The sequence below is a fragment of the Noviherbaspirillum malthae genome (assembly GCF_015352985.1).
In the GTDB taxonomy this organism is placed as follows: domain Bacteria; phylum Pseudomonadota; class Gammaproteobacteria; order Burkholderiales; family Burkholderiaceae_D; genus Noviherbaspirillum; species Noviherbaspirillum malthae.
Genome location: NZ_JACYXF010000021.1, coordinates 1 through 19978, shown reverse-complemented (window position 1 = coordinate 19978; position 19978 = coordinate 1). Strand labels below are relative to the sequence as shown.

Annotated in this window: 13 protein-coding genes; 9 read left to right on the top strand and 4 right to left on the bottom strand. The window is 60.6% G+C overall.

Features of this window, described 5'->3' with window-relative positions:
- Positions 1-73: 73 nt before the first annotated feature.
- Both IGW03_RS38205 and IGW03_RS20480 read left to right on the top strand, forming a co-directional pair.
- The gene (locus IGW03_RS38205) at positions 74-442 is read left to right on the top strand and encodes a DUF5710 domain-containing protein (protein ID WP_228535841.1); all 369 of its coding nucleotides are present in this window, start codon (positions 74-76) and stop codon (positions 440-442) included.
- 231 nt (positions 443-673) lie between these two features.
- Positions 674-1018 carry a hypothetical protein gene (locus IGW03_RS20480; protein ID WP_194724389.1) on the top strand — a complete coding sequence of 115 codons (345 nt, stop codon included), beginning with the start codon at positions 674-676 and terminating at the stop codon, positions 1016-1018.
- A 248-nt stretch (positions 1019-1266) separates the two neighbouring features.
- On the opposite strand, the gene IGW03_RS20475 is transcribed toward IGW03_RS20480, so the two are convergent.
- Positions 1267-1629, bottom strand: coding sequence for a PilZ domain-containing protein (locus IGW03_RS20475; RefSeq protein WP_194724388.1), 363 nt, complete (start codon positions 1627-1629; stop codon positions 1267-1269).
- 408 nt (positions 1630-2037) lie between these two features.
- Between IGW03_RS20475 and IGW03_RS20470 the strand changes: the two genes are divergently transcribed.
- Entirely contained in the window at positions 2038-3594 is a 1557-nt protein-coding gene (locus IGW03_RS20470) for a methyl-accepting chemotaxis protein (protein WP_194724387.1), read from the top strand.
- A 139-nt stretch (positions 3595-3733) separates the two neighbouring features.
- Positions 3734-4045: a hypothetical protein gene (locus IGW03_RS20465; protein ID WP_194724386.1), complete on the top strand. Its 312-nt coding sequence runs from the start codon at positions 3734-3736 to the stop codon at positions 4043-4045.
- 15 nt (positions 4046-4060) lie between these two features.
- Here IGW03_RS20465 and IGW03_RS20460 read toward each other — a convergent pair whose 3' ends face one another.
- Together IGW03_RS20460 and IGW03_RS20450 are read right to left on the bottom strand one after the other, a co-directional pair.
- On the bottom strand, positions 4061-4738 hold the full coding sequence (locus IGW03_RS20460) for a hypothetical protein (RefSeq protein ID WP_194724385.1): 678 nt from the start codon (positions 4736-4738) through the stop codon (positions 4061-4063).
- A 1513-nt stretch (positions 4739-6251) separates the two neighbouring features.
- Positions 6252-7802, bottom strand: a complete 1551-nt coding sequence (locus IGW03_RS20450) for a hypothetical protein (protein WP_194724383.1) — start codon at positions 7800-7802, stop codon at positions 6252-6254.
- A 948-nt stretch (positions 7803-8750) separates the two neighbouring features.
- On the opposite strand from IGW03_RS20450, the gene IGW03_RS20445 reads away from it, so the two are divergent.
- The 3 genes from IGW03_RS20445 to IGW03_RS20435 are packed head-to-tail and all read left to right on the top strand — an operon-like array spanning position 8751 to position 13373.
- Complete coding sequence (locus IGW03_RS20445) at positions 8751-10577, top strand: type I secretion system permease/ATPase (RefSeq protein ID WP_194724382.1); 1827 nt, start codon at positions 8751-8753, stop codon at positions 10575-10577.
- A gap of 4 nt (positions 10578-10581) precedes the next feature.
- Positions 10582-11931 (top strand): HlyD family type I secretion periplasmic adaptor subunit, encoded by a 1350-nt coding sequence (locus tag IGW03_RS20440; RefSeq protein ID WP_194724381.1) that lies wholly within the window; start codon positions 10582-10584, stop codon positions 11929-11931.
- 2 nt (positions 11932-11933) lie between these two features.
- A complete protein-coding gene (locus IGW03_RS20435) occupies positions 11934-13373 on the top strand; it encodes a TolC family outer membrane protein (protein WP_194724380.1) in 1440 nt (479 codons plus the stop codon).
- Between the two features lie 664 nt (positions 13374-14037).
- On the opposite strand, the gene IGW03_RS20430 is transcribed toward IGW03_RS20435, so the two are convergent.
- Positions 14038-14910, bottom strand: coding sequence for a sulfurtransferase (locus tag IGW03_RS20430; RefSeq protein ID WP_194724379.1), 873 nt, complete (start codon positions 14908-14910; stop codon positions 14038-14040).
- Between the two features lie 211 nt (positions 14911-15121).
- Between IGW03_RS20430 and dnaE the strand changes: the two genes are divergently transcribed.
- Together dnaE and IGW03_RS20420 are read left to right on the top strand one after the other, a co-directional pair.
- A complete protein-coding gene (gene dnaE, locus IGW03_RS20425) occupies positions 15122-18571 on the top strand; it encodes a DNA polymerase III subunit alpha (RefSeq protein WP_194724378.1) in 3450 nt (1149 codons plus the stop codon).
- 678 nt (positions 18572-19249) lie between these two features.
- The coding region (locus tag IGW03_RS20420) for a contractile injection system protein, VgrG/Pvc8 family (protein ID WP_194724377.1) at positions 19250-19978 on the top strand (729 nt) is incomplete at its 3' end.

Here is a 19978-nt window from a genome sequence, read left to right as displayed (position 1 = left end):
AAGGAACCATGCTTGCAAGGCCCGGGTCCATTTCCTTTTCATGCCTTTTCATTCCACGATAGAAAAATTCGACATGCCAGTCTCCGCACCACCTTTCGATCCTCCCTATGTCAGCATGCATGTCGCCGAAGAGCGCACCGAGTACATCGAAACTCTGGCTGACGGCACAACCCGCCCTGTCGTGGAAGCCGCATTCGGGGTGGCGTGGCATTACGTGCAGGGCGGCTCCGGCACCTCGCAGAACGAGGCGCAGCCGGCGCCGCGCAGCCAGCGGCCGCGCTCCTCTTCCTCCGGATCGGACCGGTTTTACCTGAACGTACCCTATGCCGAGAAGGACGAAGCCAAGGCGCTGGGCGCCCGCTGGGATGCCGCGAAGAAGAAATGGTATGCGCCGCAAGGCGTGGAGCCCGGGCAGTTCGAACGCTGGCTGCCGAAGGCGTAAACATCCGGGAGTCCGGGCAGCCTTGCAATTGCGGACCGAACCAATCGCCACCAGGGCACCACACATCAGTAGTGCCCCTAGGAAGGCCAGCACCATTTTCAGCCGAGCGCGCGAGCCCTCGGCTTTGTTTTGTCTATCGCCTGACGCATATTTATGGGATTGGCTATTTATGCTGCACCGCATATATTTGTCCTTCCATGAAAAGCAAAACGATTGTCGGGAGGCCGGACAATGGCAGATGCGTGGCATGAATTGCAGCGCGCCGTGCGTGCATTGCGGAAACGGGGTGAAATCAGACTGCGGCTGATCGAAGCGTACCGGGCCCTGGTACGGCTGCGCCAGAAGGACTTGCCGAGCGAAGCGCGGCATCATCATCAGTGGCTGGTCGGCTCCATCGATGCACGCACGAGCGAACGCCTGCATGCGGAAATCCGGGACTGCATCGATGCCATGAACGCCGCCCAGCTCAGTGAAGCAGTGCACCGCATCGTGGCGCTGCATGATGCCGTGAAGGTGTATCAGCCCGGTGTTTCCCCGGCACACAGGTCGGATGTTTGCCAAAGAGGCGAAATCTGACGTTGTTGCGGGCGCATCGGGCTTGAATGGAGGCCGCTGGGAGAGTCTTGAATCCGCTTCGGGCCGTGATCAGCCAAGCCGGTCAAGACAACCGCTCTCATACCAATCCCGATGTATAACGTGCCAGATGAGAACGATGGATTTCTTCGGCTAGCAAGGCCGGGGTTGCAGGATCAGGAATCCATGGCGGTGCCATGGATGACGAGCACAACGCGGGCAGGCGGAAAAAGACACGATCTCATGGCATGTCATGCCTTGGGATTGGTATAAGTCCCTTCGTTGGTGAACTGCCTCATGAAGTACCGGCTGCGCGTATCCATGTCGGTGAAGGCAATCCTGCAGTGGTAATCCGCCTCGGCCGCCCGGGTAACCTCGACAATGACGCCCCAGGCATTGATGCGCTTTTCTCCTTCCTGCGTCATCAGGTCGAAAGCGATCATGCAGGGGCTTCCCGTCACGACGAATTGGGACGTGGCAATGCAGACGCCGCCGATCGAGGCATCTACCGTTTGCACCACGATCGGTTCTGACTGCTGGAGCATGAACTGAGCCGGAATCTCCAGGGGAATCCTTGGAGTGTGTCTGCGATCATGATGAACGGCCTGGCTCATATGCGTAGAATCTCTTGCACCGCTGCACGGCAAAATGCCGGTCAGCGACATGCTCTCACAAAAAGTTTCCTTGGAGTATGTATCCCATATTTGGCTCTTGCGCGCAATAGCCGGAATGGCAACATGTTGCATGATGGTGCAGGCTGGCGTTAAAGACCTGCACGTTAATGCCGATGTGCTGAAGTCGATTTATTCATATTGAAAGCGCAGCAACTGTCGTTTTTAGGTCATTAGCATAGCCATTGTTCAAGATCGGCTAGACCGCCGTGAAGATATTGCTTATCCTTCGCCTGAGAAAGATTCATTAGGGAAACATTTTCAAAAGCCGGTCCTCGTTCCACTCTTTCCCTCCGCAGCCCCTCTTTTCTACTCCCTGATATCGACCGGCCAAGTTTTACTAGGTGCCTTATGCAATTCTTTTCCCGCATGAAAATCGGCAAGCGCCTGTTCCTTGGCTTTGCCGCCGTCTTCGCGCTCTGCATCGTCATTACGGGCATTGCCATCATTCAGCTCGACACGGTGGCGAGTGCCACGAAAACGATGATGCAGATTCCTCTGGCCAAGGAACGATACATCAGCGACTGGAGCCGCAATATCAACGTGGCGGTCATTCGCACCACGGCCGTGGCGAAAAGCAGCGACCCTTCGCTGGGACCGTTCTTCAAGGACAATGCGGCTGAAATCACCAGGAGCACGTCAAGCCTGCTGCAGAAGATCGAACCGCTGATTGCCGCACCGGAAGAGAAGGCCTTGTTCCAGCGGATCGGCGAGGTCAGGAAGGATTATCTGGCGGTACGCGACCAGGTGACCACGCTGAAAGCCGACGGAAATATCGACGAGGCCAACAGGCTGCTTGAAACCGGCTATCTGCCCAAGGCGCAAGGCTATATCGGCCTGGTCGGCGAACTGCTTGCGATGCAGCGCAAGAGCCTTGACGACATGGCGGTCGCCGTCGAGGAAACCGAGCACCGCAGCCGCAATTACCTGATCGTTCTCGCCGCCTGCGCGGTGATCCTCGGCGCCATGTGCGCCTGGTCGCTGGCGGCCAGCATCACCAGGCCCCTGCATGAAGCCGTTGCGGCGGCGCGCCGGGTTGCCGACGGCGACCTGACCGCTGACATTGCCGTCAACTCGGCATGCGAACTCGGGCAGCTCCTTGGCGCCTTGAAGGAAATGAACGGGAAGCTGTCGAATATCGTGGGACAGGTGCATGCGCGTACGGGAACCATCGCCGTCGCATCGGCCGAGATCGCCAGCGGCAATCAGGACTTGTCCGCGCGTACGGAGCAGCAGGCGGCCAGCGTCGAGGAAACCGCGGCGTCGGTGGAAGAGCTGAGCGCCACGGTGGCCCAGAACCTGGAAAACGCCAAGCACGCCAATTCGCTGGCCGGAGCGGCATCATCAGCCGCGCTGCGCGGCGGTGAAGTGATGACGGAGGTTGTCGGAACGATGAACGGCATCCAGGCTGCATCGCAAAAGATCGTCGAGATCATTGCCGTCATCGACGGCATTGCCTTCCAGACCAATATCCTCGCACTGAATGCGGCGGTGGAAGCGGCGCGGGCCGGCGAGCAGGGGCGCGGCTTTGCGGTGGTCGCGTCGGAGGTGCGCACGCTGGCCCAGCGCTCGGCGAATGCGGCGCGCGACGTCAAGGCGCTCATCAATGATTCCGTGGACAAGGTCAACGACGGCACGTCGCTGGTGCAGCGCGCGGGCGCGACCATGGACGAAATCGTGCAGAGCGTGCGCCATGTGACCGACATCATGGAAAAGATTACGGTGGCCACCCAGGAACAAAGCGCCGGCATCGGCAACATCAATAGCGCACTCGTCCACATCGACAACGCCACGCAGCAGAATGCGGCGCTGGTCGAAGAGGCATCCGCCGCCGCGGCGACGATGCAGGAACAGTCGGAAACGCTCGCACAGCTGGTGACGCATTTCAAGGTGAATGGCCAAACGTAAATGTTGGTCAAGCAATTGCAACAAGATGCGAAAAGGACTGATAAGGTAGACGCTTCCGGATAGCATGAGTCGTTCCACACGGAAAAGCCGCCCGGCTTTGCGTATGCCGCGAATCTCTGCCTGTCTCTTTCCAGTCTTGATGCTTGCACTGACAGCCTGCGGGCTGCCGCGGGAGGTGCACGCCTATTCGGGCGACAAGCCCTGGAAGGAGCACTGCGCCGATGTGGCTCGGGCAGTGACCGCTGTTGTCCCGGAAGCGAGCCGGCGCAGCGACGGCAATTTCCTTCGTACCGGGACATATCGCACATTCAATCGTGTGTCCGAAGGCAGGGAGCATGTGACGACGCGGCTCCTTTTCGAATACGCGCAGATACGCTACGGCATCATGAAAACGGCCTATCAGACGTCGATCGACGTGTTCAACACCTGCGTCGAGATCGACCGGCTCTGACTGCCGAATCAGGAATCAGAAGCGATAGTTTACGCCGAGGCGCAGCACCGGAAATGCCTTGTAATCGTCGGCCTCTTCCTGCAGCGAGCGGTTTTCCACCGCGATGTCGGAAGCGAGCTGCGAACAGACCAGAACCGGCGCCGTGCATCCGCTGTTGCTGAGCGAGGTCCGGGGTGTTCCCTGGAACAGCACGCCGAGGTCGGCGGTAAAGCCCCAGCCTTTTTCCTGGCGGCGCGAAGTGGCGTTGCCCCAGCCGATGCCGAGGTAGGGCGCAACATTGCGGAAATCGATCTTGCCGTTGAGGTTGCCGACCACCGAGGCGGGATAGCTTCGGCCATTGAGGGTATAAGTGCCGCCCGGGCCAGGTACGCCGTTGGCGTCGATCTTGTTGCCGTTGTACACGATGCCGCCGGTCAGCCGGAATCCGGTACTCATGGGGTAATAGTCCAGCAATGCGTCCACCGTGCGCATCTTGAGCTTCAGGTCGTAATCCACATCCGAGGTATTGCCGCTGTGTGAATAATTCAGTCCGTTGACGCCGAAGCGGGCATCCAGTTGCGGCATGACGGGAACGCTGAGGTGCAGGCCGGCACCTGTCGTACCGATCATCGCATTGAAACCAACCTGAGCCTGTGCCGCACTTGCCATGGACAGAGCAATGCATGCTCCGGTGAACGCATGTTTCAATTTCATTTCTTATCCTTTTTAATTGAGTCGCCTCGCATAAAAGACAGCAATGCCAGTGATACTGCGCAATCAGACTGATGTCAGGATGCTGGTTAAGCATAGCGCCACTTTTCGTCATTGCGGTGTGCTCCGGCTCAAATGTGTCGCAGCTTTTTCACACTTCATGCAACGTGCGGATTGCAGTAATGACAGCATGAAAAACCGCGGCTGTACCTTGGGGAAAAGGGACGGCAAGGTGACAAAAGTGTTTCAAAGTAGGAAGAATGTAGGAAGTTTTTTCCTGCATGCATCATTTATTGCACTTTGACAGCGTGGTTTGCATCAATGCCATGGCAACATGAAAAAATGTTGCATAAATGCTTCGCCATGAAAAATGTGATCGCAAACACTGATTTTTCGCAGAGTTTGTCAGCAAGTCGGGGCTACACTGAAATCGACCCCTAGGAAGGTCAGACATTCTGTACCGGGATGCCAGCGCATCTCGGTATTTTTTTGCCCGCATTATTGCTTGAGTACAGCGTGCGTGTCTTCAAAACAAGGATCGAAATCTAGGCCCGAAGACTCATTCACGCCGGGTTTGCGGCAGAATAATCTCATAAGAGACGTAAGGCTATCGAGTTTCTCTTTCGAATTTCCGCTTTTGAACGTTTCTGCTGTACTGCTTAACCACTCTTGTAATTGCTCACGATGGTACTGGGAATTTTTTAATCCATTTCTCTTTTCATGGCGTGCATAAATCTCGATTACCTGCTTTGACATGCGTCTCGAACCAGTACGGCGCAAGATATTGGGTAAGGAATTCTGAGGTGGTAATCGCTTCGCGGAGTCTGTATCGTTGCCGGGCTGGGCGGCGGCATCGTGCGCCCGGGGGGGTGACGAATTATTTCCGAAAAGTGTTGGTAGTCGCGCTATTAGTTTCATGATCGTTGTCTCTCAGGGAAAACTCAGTAACGTTTGGCCGGCCGTCACGCGTCAAAGGTACTACCTCTGTCTCGCAACCCAAGGCGTCGGCCTTCCTGCCCCTGATCGAACATGCAGGAGCTTCGCAAGCACCATCCCCATGCCGGTGTTCATCGATTTACCTGCGGCCTGGGTGAGCCGAATGCCGTGGCAGTCAAGATAAATCAATCCATGGCGAACAGGGGCGCCTGATGAAGTTTGTTGAACATGGCGGCTGCAACGGCAGACCAATCCCAACCCATGCGCATGAAATGGGACTGCGCTTTTCCACTGTGGCAGATGAACGTAACAGTATTGACCCGAAACCCGAGGGTTCCGGGTCGCATCCCTTTTACATAGGGATCTCGCATGAGTGGCAAGCGCTCAAGTCTGGTTCCATGAGGAATGAAGCTTTTTTGGTTTCCATGTGAAATCCGGTGGGCCGGCCGCATCATGCCCAAGCGGCCCGCCGCACACGGCGTGCATCATGAAAAAGCCGTTCCGTCGCGCATGGCGAGGGAACGGCTTGATGCAGAAGAACCCGGGCCACCGCAATGATGGTGACCCGGTTCAACGCCTGTCAGCGCTTCTGCCCGATGAAACCGCCGATGATCGACACGCCCGAGGTGGCGTTCGACAGCGTCATCGTGCCGGCGATTTCGGCGGGGCCGGCGGTTGCGGTGCCGGCATTGGCGACCGGGCCGAAGTAGCGGCCGCCGATGGTGCCGGTGAGCGAGCCCGAGGTGGCGGGGCCGGACAGGTAGTTGGCAACGTTGGTGCCTGCCGCGCCCATGGCCGCTCTGCTCTGGAACGATGCCGGCACGGCGGCGCCGGCGGCGTCGTTGCGCACGGTGTTCTGGAACACCAGCGTGACCTGGCGTGTGGCGAAGTCCACCGTGATGGTGGCCGCGCCGCGGAACGGGTCGGGGTCCAGCGCCGGGTTGTTGCTATACCAGCCGTAGACGATGCCGGTATAGGTGGCGGTGCCGGTGGTGGGCACGGTTGCCGGATCGGTCACCTGGCCGAATGCGGTCACGCCGCGGCGGTTGGTATTGTGCTCGTCGGTGCCCGCGCCGCCGGTCCACTCGGCCATCGATACCGTATCCTGCGTGATCCAGGCACCGATGTTCGCATAGCGCATGTTCCAGGTATCGAGCGCGCGATAACCCTTGGAGCCGGGGAAGGGAACGCCGATGCCCGTGCCGCCCGCAAGCCATGCCGGTGTCGAGCCCGGAAGCGCATTGCCGGAATGGATGTCGCCGTCATTGTGCAGGCGCGATGAACGGGTATAGTCCGGCTCGGTGCCGCCGGTGCGCCAGTTGCCGGCCAGGCGTTCAACGGGGCGTGTTTCGATGCCGGTCTGGCATTCCGGTGCTGCACCGGCAGGGCAGCGCGCCGGCTCGGCGCGCGGGAAGTAGGAATTGTTCGCGTAGTTCGCCTGCGTGGCGCCCGTGCCGAGGTTCGCAAAATTGTAGAAGCCGAGATCGGTGCCTGGCGGCAGCGTGTTCGTCGAGGTCAGGGCGCCGGTGGCCGTGAGTCCTGCCCGGCCTTGCGCGGTGCGGAAGGTTTCCACGATGACCGGGCGCTCGGCCTTGTTGTCCCAGGAGATGCCGAAGTTGTTGAGCACCATTGCATTGGTCACCAATGTGCTGTTTGGATCCTTGGTGACGCGGATATCTGCCACGCCTGTGGGTGCGGTAACAGTCGTGAAGCCGGTGGCGGTGGCGGGGGTGGCAATGGGATTGGCGAGATCGTTGGTCGAGCGGCCGTAGACCTGCACGCCCGAGCTCAGCAGCGCGACGCCGTTGTCATTGCGGATGATGCTGGTGCCCGCGCACTGGAATCCTGCGCCTTCGGGGCAGTTCATGACCATCGATGCCGTTGCGGATACGGGTGCCGGCGATGCGACGGGGCCGGAAGGTGCGGGTGTGCCGGGCGTCGGGTTCTCCGCGGGTGTTGCCGGAGCCGGTGTTGAAGGTGTTGCGGGCGTTGACGGCGTTGATGGGGACGCCGGCGTGGTCGGCGCCGCCACGTTTCCGTCGTCGCCTCCGCCGCCGCCGCAGGCGGTCAGCACGCTGAGGGCGATCAGGGCCGAGCCCAGCGATTTCATGTTCAAGTCGTTCATCTTCATGCCTGTGTCTCCCTGATGTTGAATGCTTCTACGTCGAATGCTTCTGCTGATGTAACGAAAGGCAATGCCGCAGCCCTGAGGCTGAAGTGCTTCATCGAAATGTCCTCCGTAGCGAAACGCGTTGTGCAATGGATATGCTGCAATGGATACGTGTTAATGGGCTTTGTTGTAGCCGGCGCTCAATGCTTCGCAAAGCGGCGAGCATGCATGCCGCGCACAGCGAGGGTGCGTGGCATTAAAGGCAAGAATACCGATGCGAGCGAGCATGCAAAGCAGAACTCGCGGCTCCGTTGAGAGCTATCAACGGCGTAACGAGGTGTATCTGCCTCGATGTGCCCGGACCGCAACGCATGAATGATGCATGTCAAGAAATGCAATGGCGATGTGCAGTGCCGCGCGCTCTTGCAAAAGCAATCAGTGTTTTTCACGCTGCGCTGAAGCGATTGTGTTAATCAATGCGCAAGGGAAATCGTTCATTCAATAAATTGTTTCCGGTCGGGGAAACTGTTCGTGACGGTCTCATGTCAGAGACGACTTCCGGTCATGCAAGGACATCGGTGAAAGGGTAGGGACAAGGAGCCGGCCTGCTTTGCAAAAGTTGCCACCTTGAATATGGACACCAGATTGCAGCCAACCGGGAAATAGCAGTTTCACAGGCTTTTTTCTGATATCACACGACGAAACTGTGGTTTTCTGTTCCCACGAGAAAAACTGTGGTACGGCAAATTTCGCTGTGGTAAGCTTCGCCAAATGTGATAACCGTCACATTTTTCGAAAGACAACAACAATGTTTTCAGATTGGCAAATTTCGATTAACTGACAGTTATCCGGCAGTGCAGGAGGCGTTCTGTCCGGGTTGCAAAACGGATACCGATTGTTCCCGCCGCCGTTTTTGTTCTTCATGGATCCATTTGCCCAACCGGCATTCACCAGCGCGTCAAATCCTAGATGAAATCTAAACTTCAACTTCCCAACAACGAAATCGCCCAGGCGCTTGCCAGCTTCAAGGGAGCGTTTCGTACCGTCGGCATCTTCAGCGCGATCATCAACCTGATCATGCTGACGCCGTCGATCTACATGCTGCAGGTGTACGACCGCGTGCTCCCCAGCCGCAACGAGATCACCCTGCTGATGCTGACGCTCATCATGCTGGGGGCGTATGTATTCATGAGCGCACTCGAATATGTGCGCAGCTTCGTGCTGGTACGCGTCGGCGCCAAGCTCGACATGCAGCTCAACAAGCGGGTCTACACCGCCGCCTTCGAGCAGAACCTGCGCCGCGGCGGCGGCAATGCCGGGCAGGCATTGCAGGACCTGACCAACCTGCGCCAGTTCCTGACCGGTAATGCGCTGTTCGCCTTCTTCGATGCGCCCTGGTTCCCGATCTACCTGATCGTCATCTTCCTGTTCGAGCCCACCCTCGGCGTGTTCGCCCTGGTCGGCACGGCGGTGCTGGTGGCGCTGGCCTTCATCAACGAGAAGGTGTCGAAGAAGCCGCTGAGCGAAGCCAACGCGCTGGCCATCGCCTCGACCAACCTGGCGACCAACAACCTGCGCAACGCGGAAGTCATCGAATCCATGGGCATGCTGCCCAACCTGATGCAGCGCTGGTTCAAGCTGCACGGCCGCTTCCTGCAGCTGCAGGCCGAAGCGAGCGAGAAGGCCGGCATCGTGACCGCGATTACCAAGTTCTTCCAGACCTCGCTGCAGTCGCTGGTGCTCGGCTACGGCGCGCTGCTCGCGGTGGAAGGCAAGATCACCCCCGGCATGATGATCGCGGCGTCCATCCTGATGGGCAAGGCGCTCGGCCCGGTGCAGCAGGTGATCGGCGTCTGGAAATCCTGGAGCAGCACGCGCAGCGCCTATCAGCGCCTGAACGAACTGCTGGCCAACAACCCGGCCCGCGGCGCCGGCATGGAACTGCCCAAGCCGGAAGGCCGGCTGACGCTGGAAGCCGTGATGGCGGCGCCCCCGGGCGCGCAGGTCGCGGTGATCAAGGGCCTGAGCTTCGGCATCGTCCCGGGCGACGCGCTCGGTGTGATCGGCCCCAGCGGTTCCGGCAAGTCCACGCTGGCGCGTCTTCTGGTCGGCGTATGGCCGGCGGCGTCAGGCAAGGTGCGCCTCGACGGCGCCGACATCTTCCAGTGGAACAAGGATCAGCTCGGCCCGCATATCGGCTACCTGCCGCAGGACGTCGAACTTTTCGGCGGCACCGTCAGCGAGAACATCGCCCGCTTCGGCGAAGTCGATTCCGAGAAAGTCATCGAAGCGGCCAAGCGCGCCGGCGTGCACGACATGATCCTGCATTTCCCGAAGGGCTACGACACCATCCTCGGCGATGGCGGCGCCGGCCTGTCGGGCGGCCAGAAGCAGCGCATCGGCCTGGCCCGCGCCATGTACGACGATCCTTCGCTGATCGTGCTCGACGAGCCCAACTCCAACCTCGACGACGTCGGCGAGCAGGCGCTGGTGAACGCGGTGATGGATCTGCGCCGCCGCGGCAAGACCATCGTCATGATCACCCACCGCACCAGCGTCATCGGCGTGACCAACAAGCTGCTGCTGCTGCGCGACGGCGCGGCCCAAATGTTCGGTCCGACCAATGACGTGCTGGCGGCACTGCAGCAGCAGGCTCAGCAGGCCCAGCTGGCACAGCAGCAGGCGGCGCAGCAGCGTGCGGCCCAGCAGGCCCAGCTGCAGGCACAGGCACAAGGACAAGCACAGGACGCCCAGCGAACCACCGAGCAGGACGCCACGGTAGCAGAACAGGAATAAGCGCATGAAACTCTTGAAAAGCAAAGACGCGACCGAAGTCGTCGCGCAGGATGTGTCGCCGGTCGACATCGATACCGATCCTTCACGCCATTCGCGGCTCGGCTGGCTGATCGTCCTGCTGGGCGTCGGCGGCTTCCTGCTGTGGGCCATCTTCGCTCCGCTCGACAAGGGCGTGCCGGTCAGCGGCACCGTCACCGTGTCGGGCAACCGCAAGGCGATCCAGCACCAGACCGGCGGCACCATCGAGCAGATTCTGGTCAAGGAAGGCGACACCGTCAAGGCCGGCCAGCCGCTGGTCAAGATGAACGACGTGCAGGCCAAGGCGGCCGCCGAGATGACTCGCGTCCAGTACTTCTCGGCGCGCGCTACCGAAGCCCGCCTGATCGCCGAGCGCGACGGCAGGAAGACCATCGAGTTCCCGGGCGAACTGGAAAGCGCCAAGAGCGATCCCCGCGTGGCCAACAACATCATGCTGCAGCAGCAGCTGTTCTCGTCGCGCCAGTCCTCGCTGCAGAGCGAACTCGCCGGCGTGGATGAAAGCATCGCCGGCCTGAAGTCGCAGCTGGGCGGCCTGAACGAAGCGCTCGAGAGCCAGAAGCAGCAGCAGGTCTTCCTGAAGGAGCAGCTGGCCGGCATGCGCGACCTCGCCAAGGACGGCTATGTGGCCCGCAACCGCCTGCTCGACCTGGAGCGTACCTATGCCCAGATCAACGGCGGCATTTCCGAGAACATCGGCAACATCGGCCGCACCCAGCGCCAGATCGCCGAACTGAGCCTGCGCCGCATGCAGCGCCAGCAGGATTACCAGAAGGAAGTGCGTTCGCAGCTGAGCGAAGTGCAGAAGGAAGCCGAAGCGCTCGAAAGCCGCCTGAAGAGCCAGGACTTCGACCTGAACAACGTGATCGTGCGCGCGCCGGTCGACGGCACGGTCGTCGGCATGAACGTGTTCACCCAGGGCGGCGTGGTCGGCAGCGGCTTCCGCATGATGGACCTGGTGCCGGTGGACGATCCGCTGATCGTCGAAGGTCAGGTGCCGGTCAACCTGATCGACAAGGTGCATCCTGAGCTGGACGTGGAACTGATCTTCCCGGCCTTCAACCAGAACACCACGCCGCATATTCCGGGCAAGGTGACCCAGATTTCCGCCGACCGCCTGGTCGACGAGAAGACCGGCATGCCTTACTACAAGATGAAAGCCATGGTCACGCCGGAAGGCAAGAAGATGCTCAAGGACCATCAGGTGCGCGCCGGCATGCCGGTGGAAGTCTTCGTCAAGACGGGCGAACGCACGATGATGAATTACCTGTTCAAGCCGGTCATGGACCGCGCCAAGACATCCCTGAGCGAGGAGTAAGCGTGGCGGTACTGACGAACAAACGCCTGCTGGCGGCGGCAGTGGCCGCCGCATTGCTCGCACAGGCCGGGCAGGCCTCGGCCGTCGGCCTGGTGCAGGCTTATGAAGCGGCATTGCAGAACGATCCGACCTACCGCTCCGCGGTGCATGAGAACGAGGCGGGGCAGCAGAACCGGGTGCTTGGGCGCTCCAACCTGTTGCCGAACGTGTCGGCGAACTATTCGACCTTCAAGAACAAGGGTGACATCACTACACCGAGGAATATACTTGGCGGCGGAGGAACCGAGCCTCTCGATTACGAGAGCACCTCAAGAGGCGTCACGCTGCGCCAGCCGCTGATTAATCTCGACGGCTACGCGCGCTACCGGCAGGGTATCGCCCAGAGCAATTACAGCGATGCCCTGTTCAGCGCGCGCGGCCAGGACCTGGTGATCCGCCTGGTCAGCGCCTATGCGGAAGCGAAGTACACCGAGGACCAGCTCGCGCTGGCGACGATACAGCGCGACACCTTTGCCGAACAGCGCAAGGTCAACGACCGCATGTTCGAAAAGGGCGAGGGCACCAGGACCGACATGCTGGAAACCCAGGCCCGTTACGACCTGGCCGAAGCGCAGCTGATCGAGGCGCGCGACAACATGACCACCGCGCGCAACAATCTTGCCGCCATCGTGGGCATCGATGTCTCTCAGCTGGATCCGCTGGGCGACGACTTCCGCGTCAAGCCGATGTCGCCGTCTTCCTTCGAAGAGTGGAAGGCGCTGGCGCTGGAGCGCAATTCCGAAATCGCGGCGCAGCGCTACGCGGTGGAGATTGCCGAGCAGGAGGTCAAGAAAGCCCGCGCCGGCCACGCGCCGCGCGTGGATTTCATCGCCCAGTACAGCAAGAGCGGCTCGGAAACGGTGAATACCCGCAACCAGGAATCGGATGTCCGCGCGCTCGGCGTGCAGGTCAATATCCCGATCTACTCCGGCGGCTCGGTGAATGCAGCGACCACGCAGGCGGTCGCCAGCCAGCAGAAGGCCAAGGCCGACCTGGACGCGCGGACCAGCCTGGTGCTGGTGGAGCTGCGCAAGCAGTACGATCTGCTGCTGAGCGGCGCCTCGCGCATCAATGCGCTGGTCAAGTCGGTCAATTCGGCCAAGCTGCTGGTGGAAGCCACGCAGCAGAGCGTCAAGGGCGGCGTGCGCATCAACCTCGATGTGCTCAATGCGCAGCAGCAGCTGTACACCGCGCAGCGTGACCTGGCGCAGGCGCGCTACAGCTATCTGATCAGCTACCTGCGTTTGCGGTATGCGGCGGGGACCTTGAATGCGGATGACCTGCATACGGTGGCGGCTTACTTTGCGCCCGGCGGCACCAGTTATGCGATGCCGGTGGGGCCGGGGGTGGGGAAGGTTTCCAGGGTGACTTATGATCTGGAGTATCCGAAGGCCGGGAAGTAGGTTCTGAGGCTTGATGTGAAACGCCCGCAGTGATGCGGGCGTTTTTGTTTGTGCGGGGGCTTGTGCGTGTTCTATGGGTTTCGGTTTGGAGATGGCTTGTACGGTGATTTCTCCGTGGGGGCTTGCTTTGCCGGGACTGGCCCCGGCGGGCCACCTTCTTCTTTGTGTCGACAAAGAAGAAGGCAAGAAAACGACCCCGATGCCGCCGCCCCTGCGGGGTTCCCAAAAGAGCGCGGCACCAAGCGGGAAGCGTGGAAACTCGCCTGCGGCTCAGACAGTCCGCGCTTCTCTATCCGCTTGGCGCCGCGCTCTTTTGGCGTCGGCAAAAGGGGGACTAACAGCCTCTTTGGTTTTTGCCTGGCCAGTCTTGCCAGTCTTACCAGTCTTATTTATGCGAAAGTAAAAAAGAACCCCTCTCCCGCAGGCGGGAGAGGGGAAGGGGTGAGGGGGGGTAGCCAAGACCTCAGGAGGCTTTGCTAACCCTTTCATCCCGACCCCTCGCTCTTAGGCCCCACGATTCGGCTAAGGCAGCGCAAACCTGCGGTCTGCAAAACCTTGCCTGCAACCCCGCAAACAGCAAACCCAACCCAACAAAAAAGCCGGCCCGTCATCAACGGCGCCGGCTTTTTCATCAGCTCATCCCAACAGATCATCCCAACAACAATCAAGCCGCCTGCGACTCCTCCGTCGCCTTCATCTCCTTCTTGCAATGCGGGCAGGAGCGGCCGGGAATGTAATACGGCGACAGCTGCTCGCGCGGCGTCACCACTGCGCGGCAGGCGAAGCACTGCTTGGTGTCGGTCGCTTCCAGCTGGGGATTGAGCGCAGTGCGGTAGTCGAAGACGAAGCAGTCGCCCTTGTAATGCGCGCCGCCGACTTCCTCGAAGTATTTCAGAATGCCGCCCTCGAGCTGGTAGACGCTGTCGTAGCCGACGTTCTGCATGTGGATGGCCGCCTTTTCGCAGCGGATGCCGCCGGTGCAGAAGGTGACCACGGTCTTGCCGTCGAGCTCATCCTTGTGCCTGGCCACCACATCAGGGAATTCGCTGAACTTGTCGATACGGTAATCGATGGTGTTTTCAAACGTGCCGACATCGACCTCGAAGGCATTGCGCGTATCCATCATGACCACCGGCTTGCCGTTGTCGTCATGGCCCTGGTCGAGCCAGCGCTTGAGCGTCTTCGCATCGACCGCCGGCGCGCGGCCTTCTTCCGGCTTGATCAGCGGATGCTTCATGGTGATGATCTCGCGCTTGAGCTTGACCAGCATCTTGGTGAACGGCTGGCGGTCGGAAAAGCTTTCCTTGACTTCGATATCCGCAAAGCGCGGATCGGAGCGCAGGAAGGCGAGAAACTTGTCGATGGATTCACGCAGGCCGGCCAGGAACAGGTTGATGCCTTCCGGGCTGAGCAGGATGGTGCCTTTCAGGTCGAGCTCCTCGCACAGGGCGCGGAACTGCGGACGCTTTTCGACGGTATCGTCGAAGGTAATGAACTTGTAGGCGGCGATATTGACGTAGAGATTGCTGGACTGCATACGGTAATGGAGAAGATAAGTCTTTGATTTGCCGACATTATAAACGCTCGCAGCCGGCAGACGGTACAGCTTTTGCCGCCCGTGGGCCTGTTTGCCTGCTGCCTGCCCCGTGACCTGCCGGGTGTTTGTCAATAGGGAAACCCGCAACAGCCGGAGCCACGGGAAATGGGCTTGCCGTCTGGAAGCAGGGCGCTCGCGGTAAAATACCGGCATGACATCGCCGCAATTCATCCATCTCCGCCTTCATACCGAATACTCGATCGTCGACGGCCTCGTGCGCATCGACGATGTGGTCAAAACGGCATCGAAGGACCAGCAGCCCGCGCTCGCCATCACCGATCTCGCCAATCTCTTCGGCATGGTCAAGTTTTATAAAGCGGCGCGCGGCAAGGGGATCAAGCCGATCGCCGGCTGCGATGTCTGGATCACCAATGACGACGACCGCGACAAGCCTTCACGCTTGTTGCTGCTGGTTAAGAACCACAACGGTTATCTGCAACTGTGCGAACTGCTGTCGAAGGCCTGGCTGACCAACGTGCATCGCGGCCGCGCCGAGATCCGCGCGGAGTGGCTGGAAAACGACGGTGCGAGCGATCTCATCGCCCTGTCCGGCGCGCAGAGCGGCGACATCGGCATGGCCATCGACAACGGCAACGCCGCCGCCGCGCAGCGCAACGCCGAGCGCTGGGCCCGCATTTTCCCGAACCGCTTCTACATCGAAGTGCAGCGCTACGGCCAGCCCAACATGGAAGGCTATGTGCGGCAGGCGGTCGCGCTGGCGGGCAAGCTGAAGCTGCCGGTGGTGGCCACGCATCCGACGCAGTTCCTGAAGGCGGAAGAATTCATCGCGCATGAGGCGCGCACCTGTATCGCCGAGGGCGAGATCCTCGCCAATGCGCGCCGGGTCAAGCGCTTCAATGAACAGCAGTGCTTCAAGTCGCAGGCCGAGATGGCCGAACTGTTCGCCGACATGCCGGCGGCGGTGCAGAACACCATCGAGATTGCCAAGCGCTGCAACCTGCAGCTGGAGCTTGGCAAGCCCAGGCTGCCGCTGTTTCCGACGCCCGATGGCGTGTCGCTCGATGAATTCCTGGTGACGGAGGCAAAGTCCGGCCTGGAAGAGCGGCTGGTGCAGCTGTTCCCCGATCCGGAAAAGCGCGAGAAGAACCGCCAGCGCTACGAGGAGCGGCTGAAGTTCGAGACCGACACCATCATCAAGATGGGCTTCCCCGGCTACTTCCTGATCGTGGCCGACTTTATCCAGTGGGGCAAGAACAACGGCGTGCCGGTGGGACCGGGCCGAGGCTCCGGCGCCGGCTCGCTGGTGGCGTATGCGCTGAAGATCACCGACCTCGATCCGCTCGAATACAACCTGCTGTTCGAACGCTTCCTCAACCCGGAACGCGTCTCGATGCCTGACTTCGACATCGACTTCTGCCAGGAAAACCGCGACCGCGTGATCCAGTACGTGAAGGACCGCTACGGACGGGAAGCGGTGTCGCAGATCGCCACCTTCGGCACGATGGCGGCCAAGGGCGCGGTGCGCGACGTCGGCCGCGTGCTCGACATGGGCTACAACTTCTGCGACGGCATTTCCAAACTGATTCCGTTCAAGCCGGGCAAGCTGGTCACCATCGCGGATGCGATCGAGGAAGAGCCGCTGCTCAAGGAGCGGATGGAAAACGAAGAGGAGGTCAAGCAGCTGCTCGACCTCGCGCAGCAGGTCGAGGGCATCGCCCGCAACATCGGCATGCATGCCGGCGGCGTGCTGATCGCGCCCGGCAAACTCACCGACTTCTGTCCGCTCTACACCCAGGGCGGCGATTCCGGCGTGGTCTCGCAGTACGACAAGGACGACGTCGAAGCCGTCGGCCTGGTCAAGTTCGACTTTTTGGGCCTGACCACGCTGACCATCCTCGACCGCGCGGTGCGCTACATCAAGCAGCTCGATCCGGCGATGCAGGACTTCTCGCTGGAAAAGCTGCCGCTCAACGACAAGCCGTCGTATGAGCTGCTGACCAAGGCCAAGACGGTCGCCGTGTTCCAGCTTGAAAGCCGCGGCATGCAGGGCATGCTGAAGGATGCGCGCCCCGACCGCTTCGAGGACATCATCGCGCTGGTGGCGCTGTACCGGCCGGGCCCGATGGACCTGATCCCCGATTTCTGCCGCCGCAAGCACGGCGAGAAATTCGAGTATCCCGATCCGCGTACCGAAGGCATTCTCTCCGAAACCTACGGCATCATGGTCTATCAGGAGCAGGTGATGCAGATGGCGCAGGTCATCGGCGGCTACTCGCTCGGCGGCGCGGACTTGCTGCGCCGCGCGATGGGCAAGAAGAAGCCCGAGGAAATGGCGCAGCACCGCCTGATCTTCCGCGAAGGCGCGGCCAAGAACGGCCTGTCGCAGGAAAAGGCCGACGAAATCTTCGACTTGATGGAGAAGTTCGCGGGCTACGGCTTCAACAAGTCGCACGCCGCCGCGTATGCGTTGCTGTCATATCACACCGCCTACCTCAAGGCCCACCATCCCGCCGCGTTCATGGCAGCCAACTTGTCGCTGGCAATGGACGATACCGACAAGATCAAGATCCTGGTCGAGGATGCGATCGACATCTGCGGCCTCAAGCTGCTGCCGCCGGACATCAACCTGTCGGACTACCGTTTCACTCCCGTCGGCGAACCGGGCAAGAAGGCCGCCCAGATCCGCTACGGCCTCGGCGCCGTCAAGGGCTCGGGCCAGAATGCGATCGAAGCCATTCTCGCCGCGCGTCAGGACGGGCCGTTCAAGGATCTGTTCGATTTCGTCAAGCGCATCGACAAGCGCCAGATCAACCGCCGCACCATCGAATCGCTGATCCGTGCCGGCGCGATGGATTGCTTCGGCGTCGATCGCGGCGTGCTGATCGCCTCGGTCAACTATGCAATGGAATGCGCGGAGCAGGCGGAAGCCTCGGCCAACCAGGTCAGCCTGTTCGGCGGACCGGACGACGGCATGGAAGCCCCGCTCGAATACGTGAAGGCCGCGCCCTGGAGCGAGAAGCAGCGCCTCACCGAAGAGAAGGTCGCGCTCGGCTTCTACCTGTCGGGCCACCTGTTCAATGCCTATGAGCAGGAAGCGCGCAAGTTCGCCCGTTCCAAGCTGTCCAGCCTGGAGCCAGCCCGCGAGCCGCGCCTCATGGCCGGCATCGTCAGCGCCATGCGTACCCAGATGACTCAGCGAGGCAAGATCCTGATCGTCACCCTCGACGACGGTACGGCGACTGTCGATGTCACCGTCTACAACGAGCTCTACGAGCCCAACAAGCAGCTGTTCAAGGAAGACGAATTCCTGGCAGTGCAGGGCAAGGTCTCGGAAGACCGCTTCGCCGGCGGCATCCGCGTCTCGGCCGACAAGGTCATGGATATCGCCATGGCACGTATCGCCTATGGCCGCCAGTTCGCCTTCTCGCTCGATACCCGGCTCGACGCCGCGCAGATGAAACAGATCCTCGCGCCTTACCGTTCCGAGAACGGCCTGCCGCTGATGCTGCGCTACATGCAGGCCGGCGTGGGCAGCTGCGAGATCCGTCTCGCCGACGACTGGCGCGTGTCGCCTGCTGATGGACTGAAGCAGGTCCTGGCCGACAAGTTCGGCGTGAAGGGCGCGGCGGTCGAATACTGACGCGCCGCCCGGCCGCGCATGGCTCGGACCTTGGCGTCCTGACCACGGCGTGGCCAAGTCAGTCATTTGGTCCCTTAATTTCCCAAGCAGGGCAGCAAAGTCGTTTGACGCGGCGTTTCTTTCCCCCTCTCCCGCAGGCGGGGCGCAGGCAGGGTTTCGCAAACCACGGGTTTGCGCTGCCGAAGCCGATCTGGCGTGCAAGCCAGATCGTGGGGCGCGGAGCGAGGGCCGGGGATGAGGGGAGTTGCCAAGACCTATCTCCGTCACGATTACCCTCATCCCAATCCTCACCATGATCTGGCTTGCAAGCCAAATAGACTACAGCAGCGCAACCCATGGCTTGCGAAAGCCTGCCATCGCACCGCCTGCGGGAGCAAGGCACAAATACAACGAATTTCGTTAAAAGATTTCACTGCACTTGCTCAGCCTTTACGCCGAGGCGCGCCTGCGTCATTTCGTCTCAATGCTGACGCCAATACATCTCGACTCCTTCATTCCTCTCCCTGCATGCCAACACGATCCAACTGTGGCATACATGCGTCAAATGTTGCAATTTTCTTAATTATTGGCAATAGCCGTGTTACCATCCAGACAACTTTTGTGTTGCATTTAAATCAAGTTCTGCAGGCTTTCTATTCAGATAAAAGCCGCAGAAACGCAATACCGTCGGAGAAACACATGTCCCTCAAGCCATTCGATGACCCGGAACAGGATCCGCTCAAGGACTTTGCCCCCTCATCGGCCTCCACTCCATCGTCGCTGGCTTCGCTCGCCGCGAGTGCTGCCGCGCTGGCGGGACCGCTTCCCAAGGAACTGCAGCTTGCGTCCTCCGCCATTCAGGCTCTCGACGCATTGCAAGCCGAAACTCCCGGCGCCGTCCTGCAGCAAGGCCTGCAAGCCGCTGGCAAACTCAATCCCAACATCACCAAGGCCGCCCAAGCCGCTGGCCTCGCACAGCAAGCCGCCCAAGTGCTGAACATCGCCGGCCACCCGCTGCACGGCCAAGCCATCCGCGACTTCGCTACCCCCACCGCACCGTTCTTCCCCACCTTCGCCAGCACCGAACAGGCCGACGACGTCGAGGAAAGCCTCTCCGCTTTAGCGGGCATCCCCCAGTTCACCGACACCCACCGCCTGCTGCGCTTCACCTCCCCGCTGCCGCCCGAGAAAACCCTCATGGTCGACACGCTGCACGCCCATGCCGCCCTGTCCGAACCCTTCCACCTGCGCCTGCAGCTGCTCTCCACCCACGCCGGCATCGAACTCAAGGAACTCATGGGCAAGAACGTCACTGTCGGCATCGAGCAGGACGACGGCAGCGAGCACTACTTCAACGGCTACATCCACCACTTCGCCTTTTCCCATGCCGACGGCGGCTTCGCCTGCTACCACGCCGAAGTCCTGCCC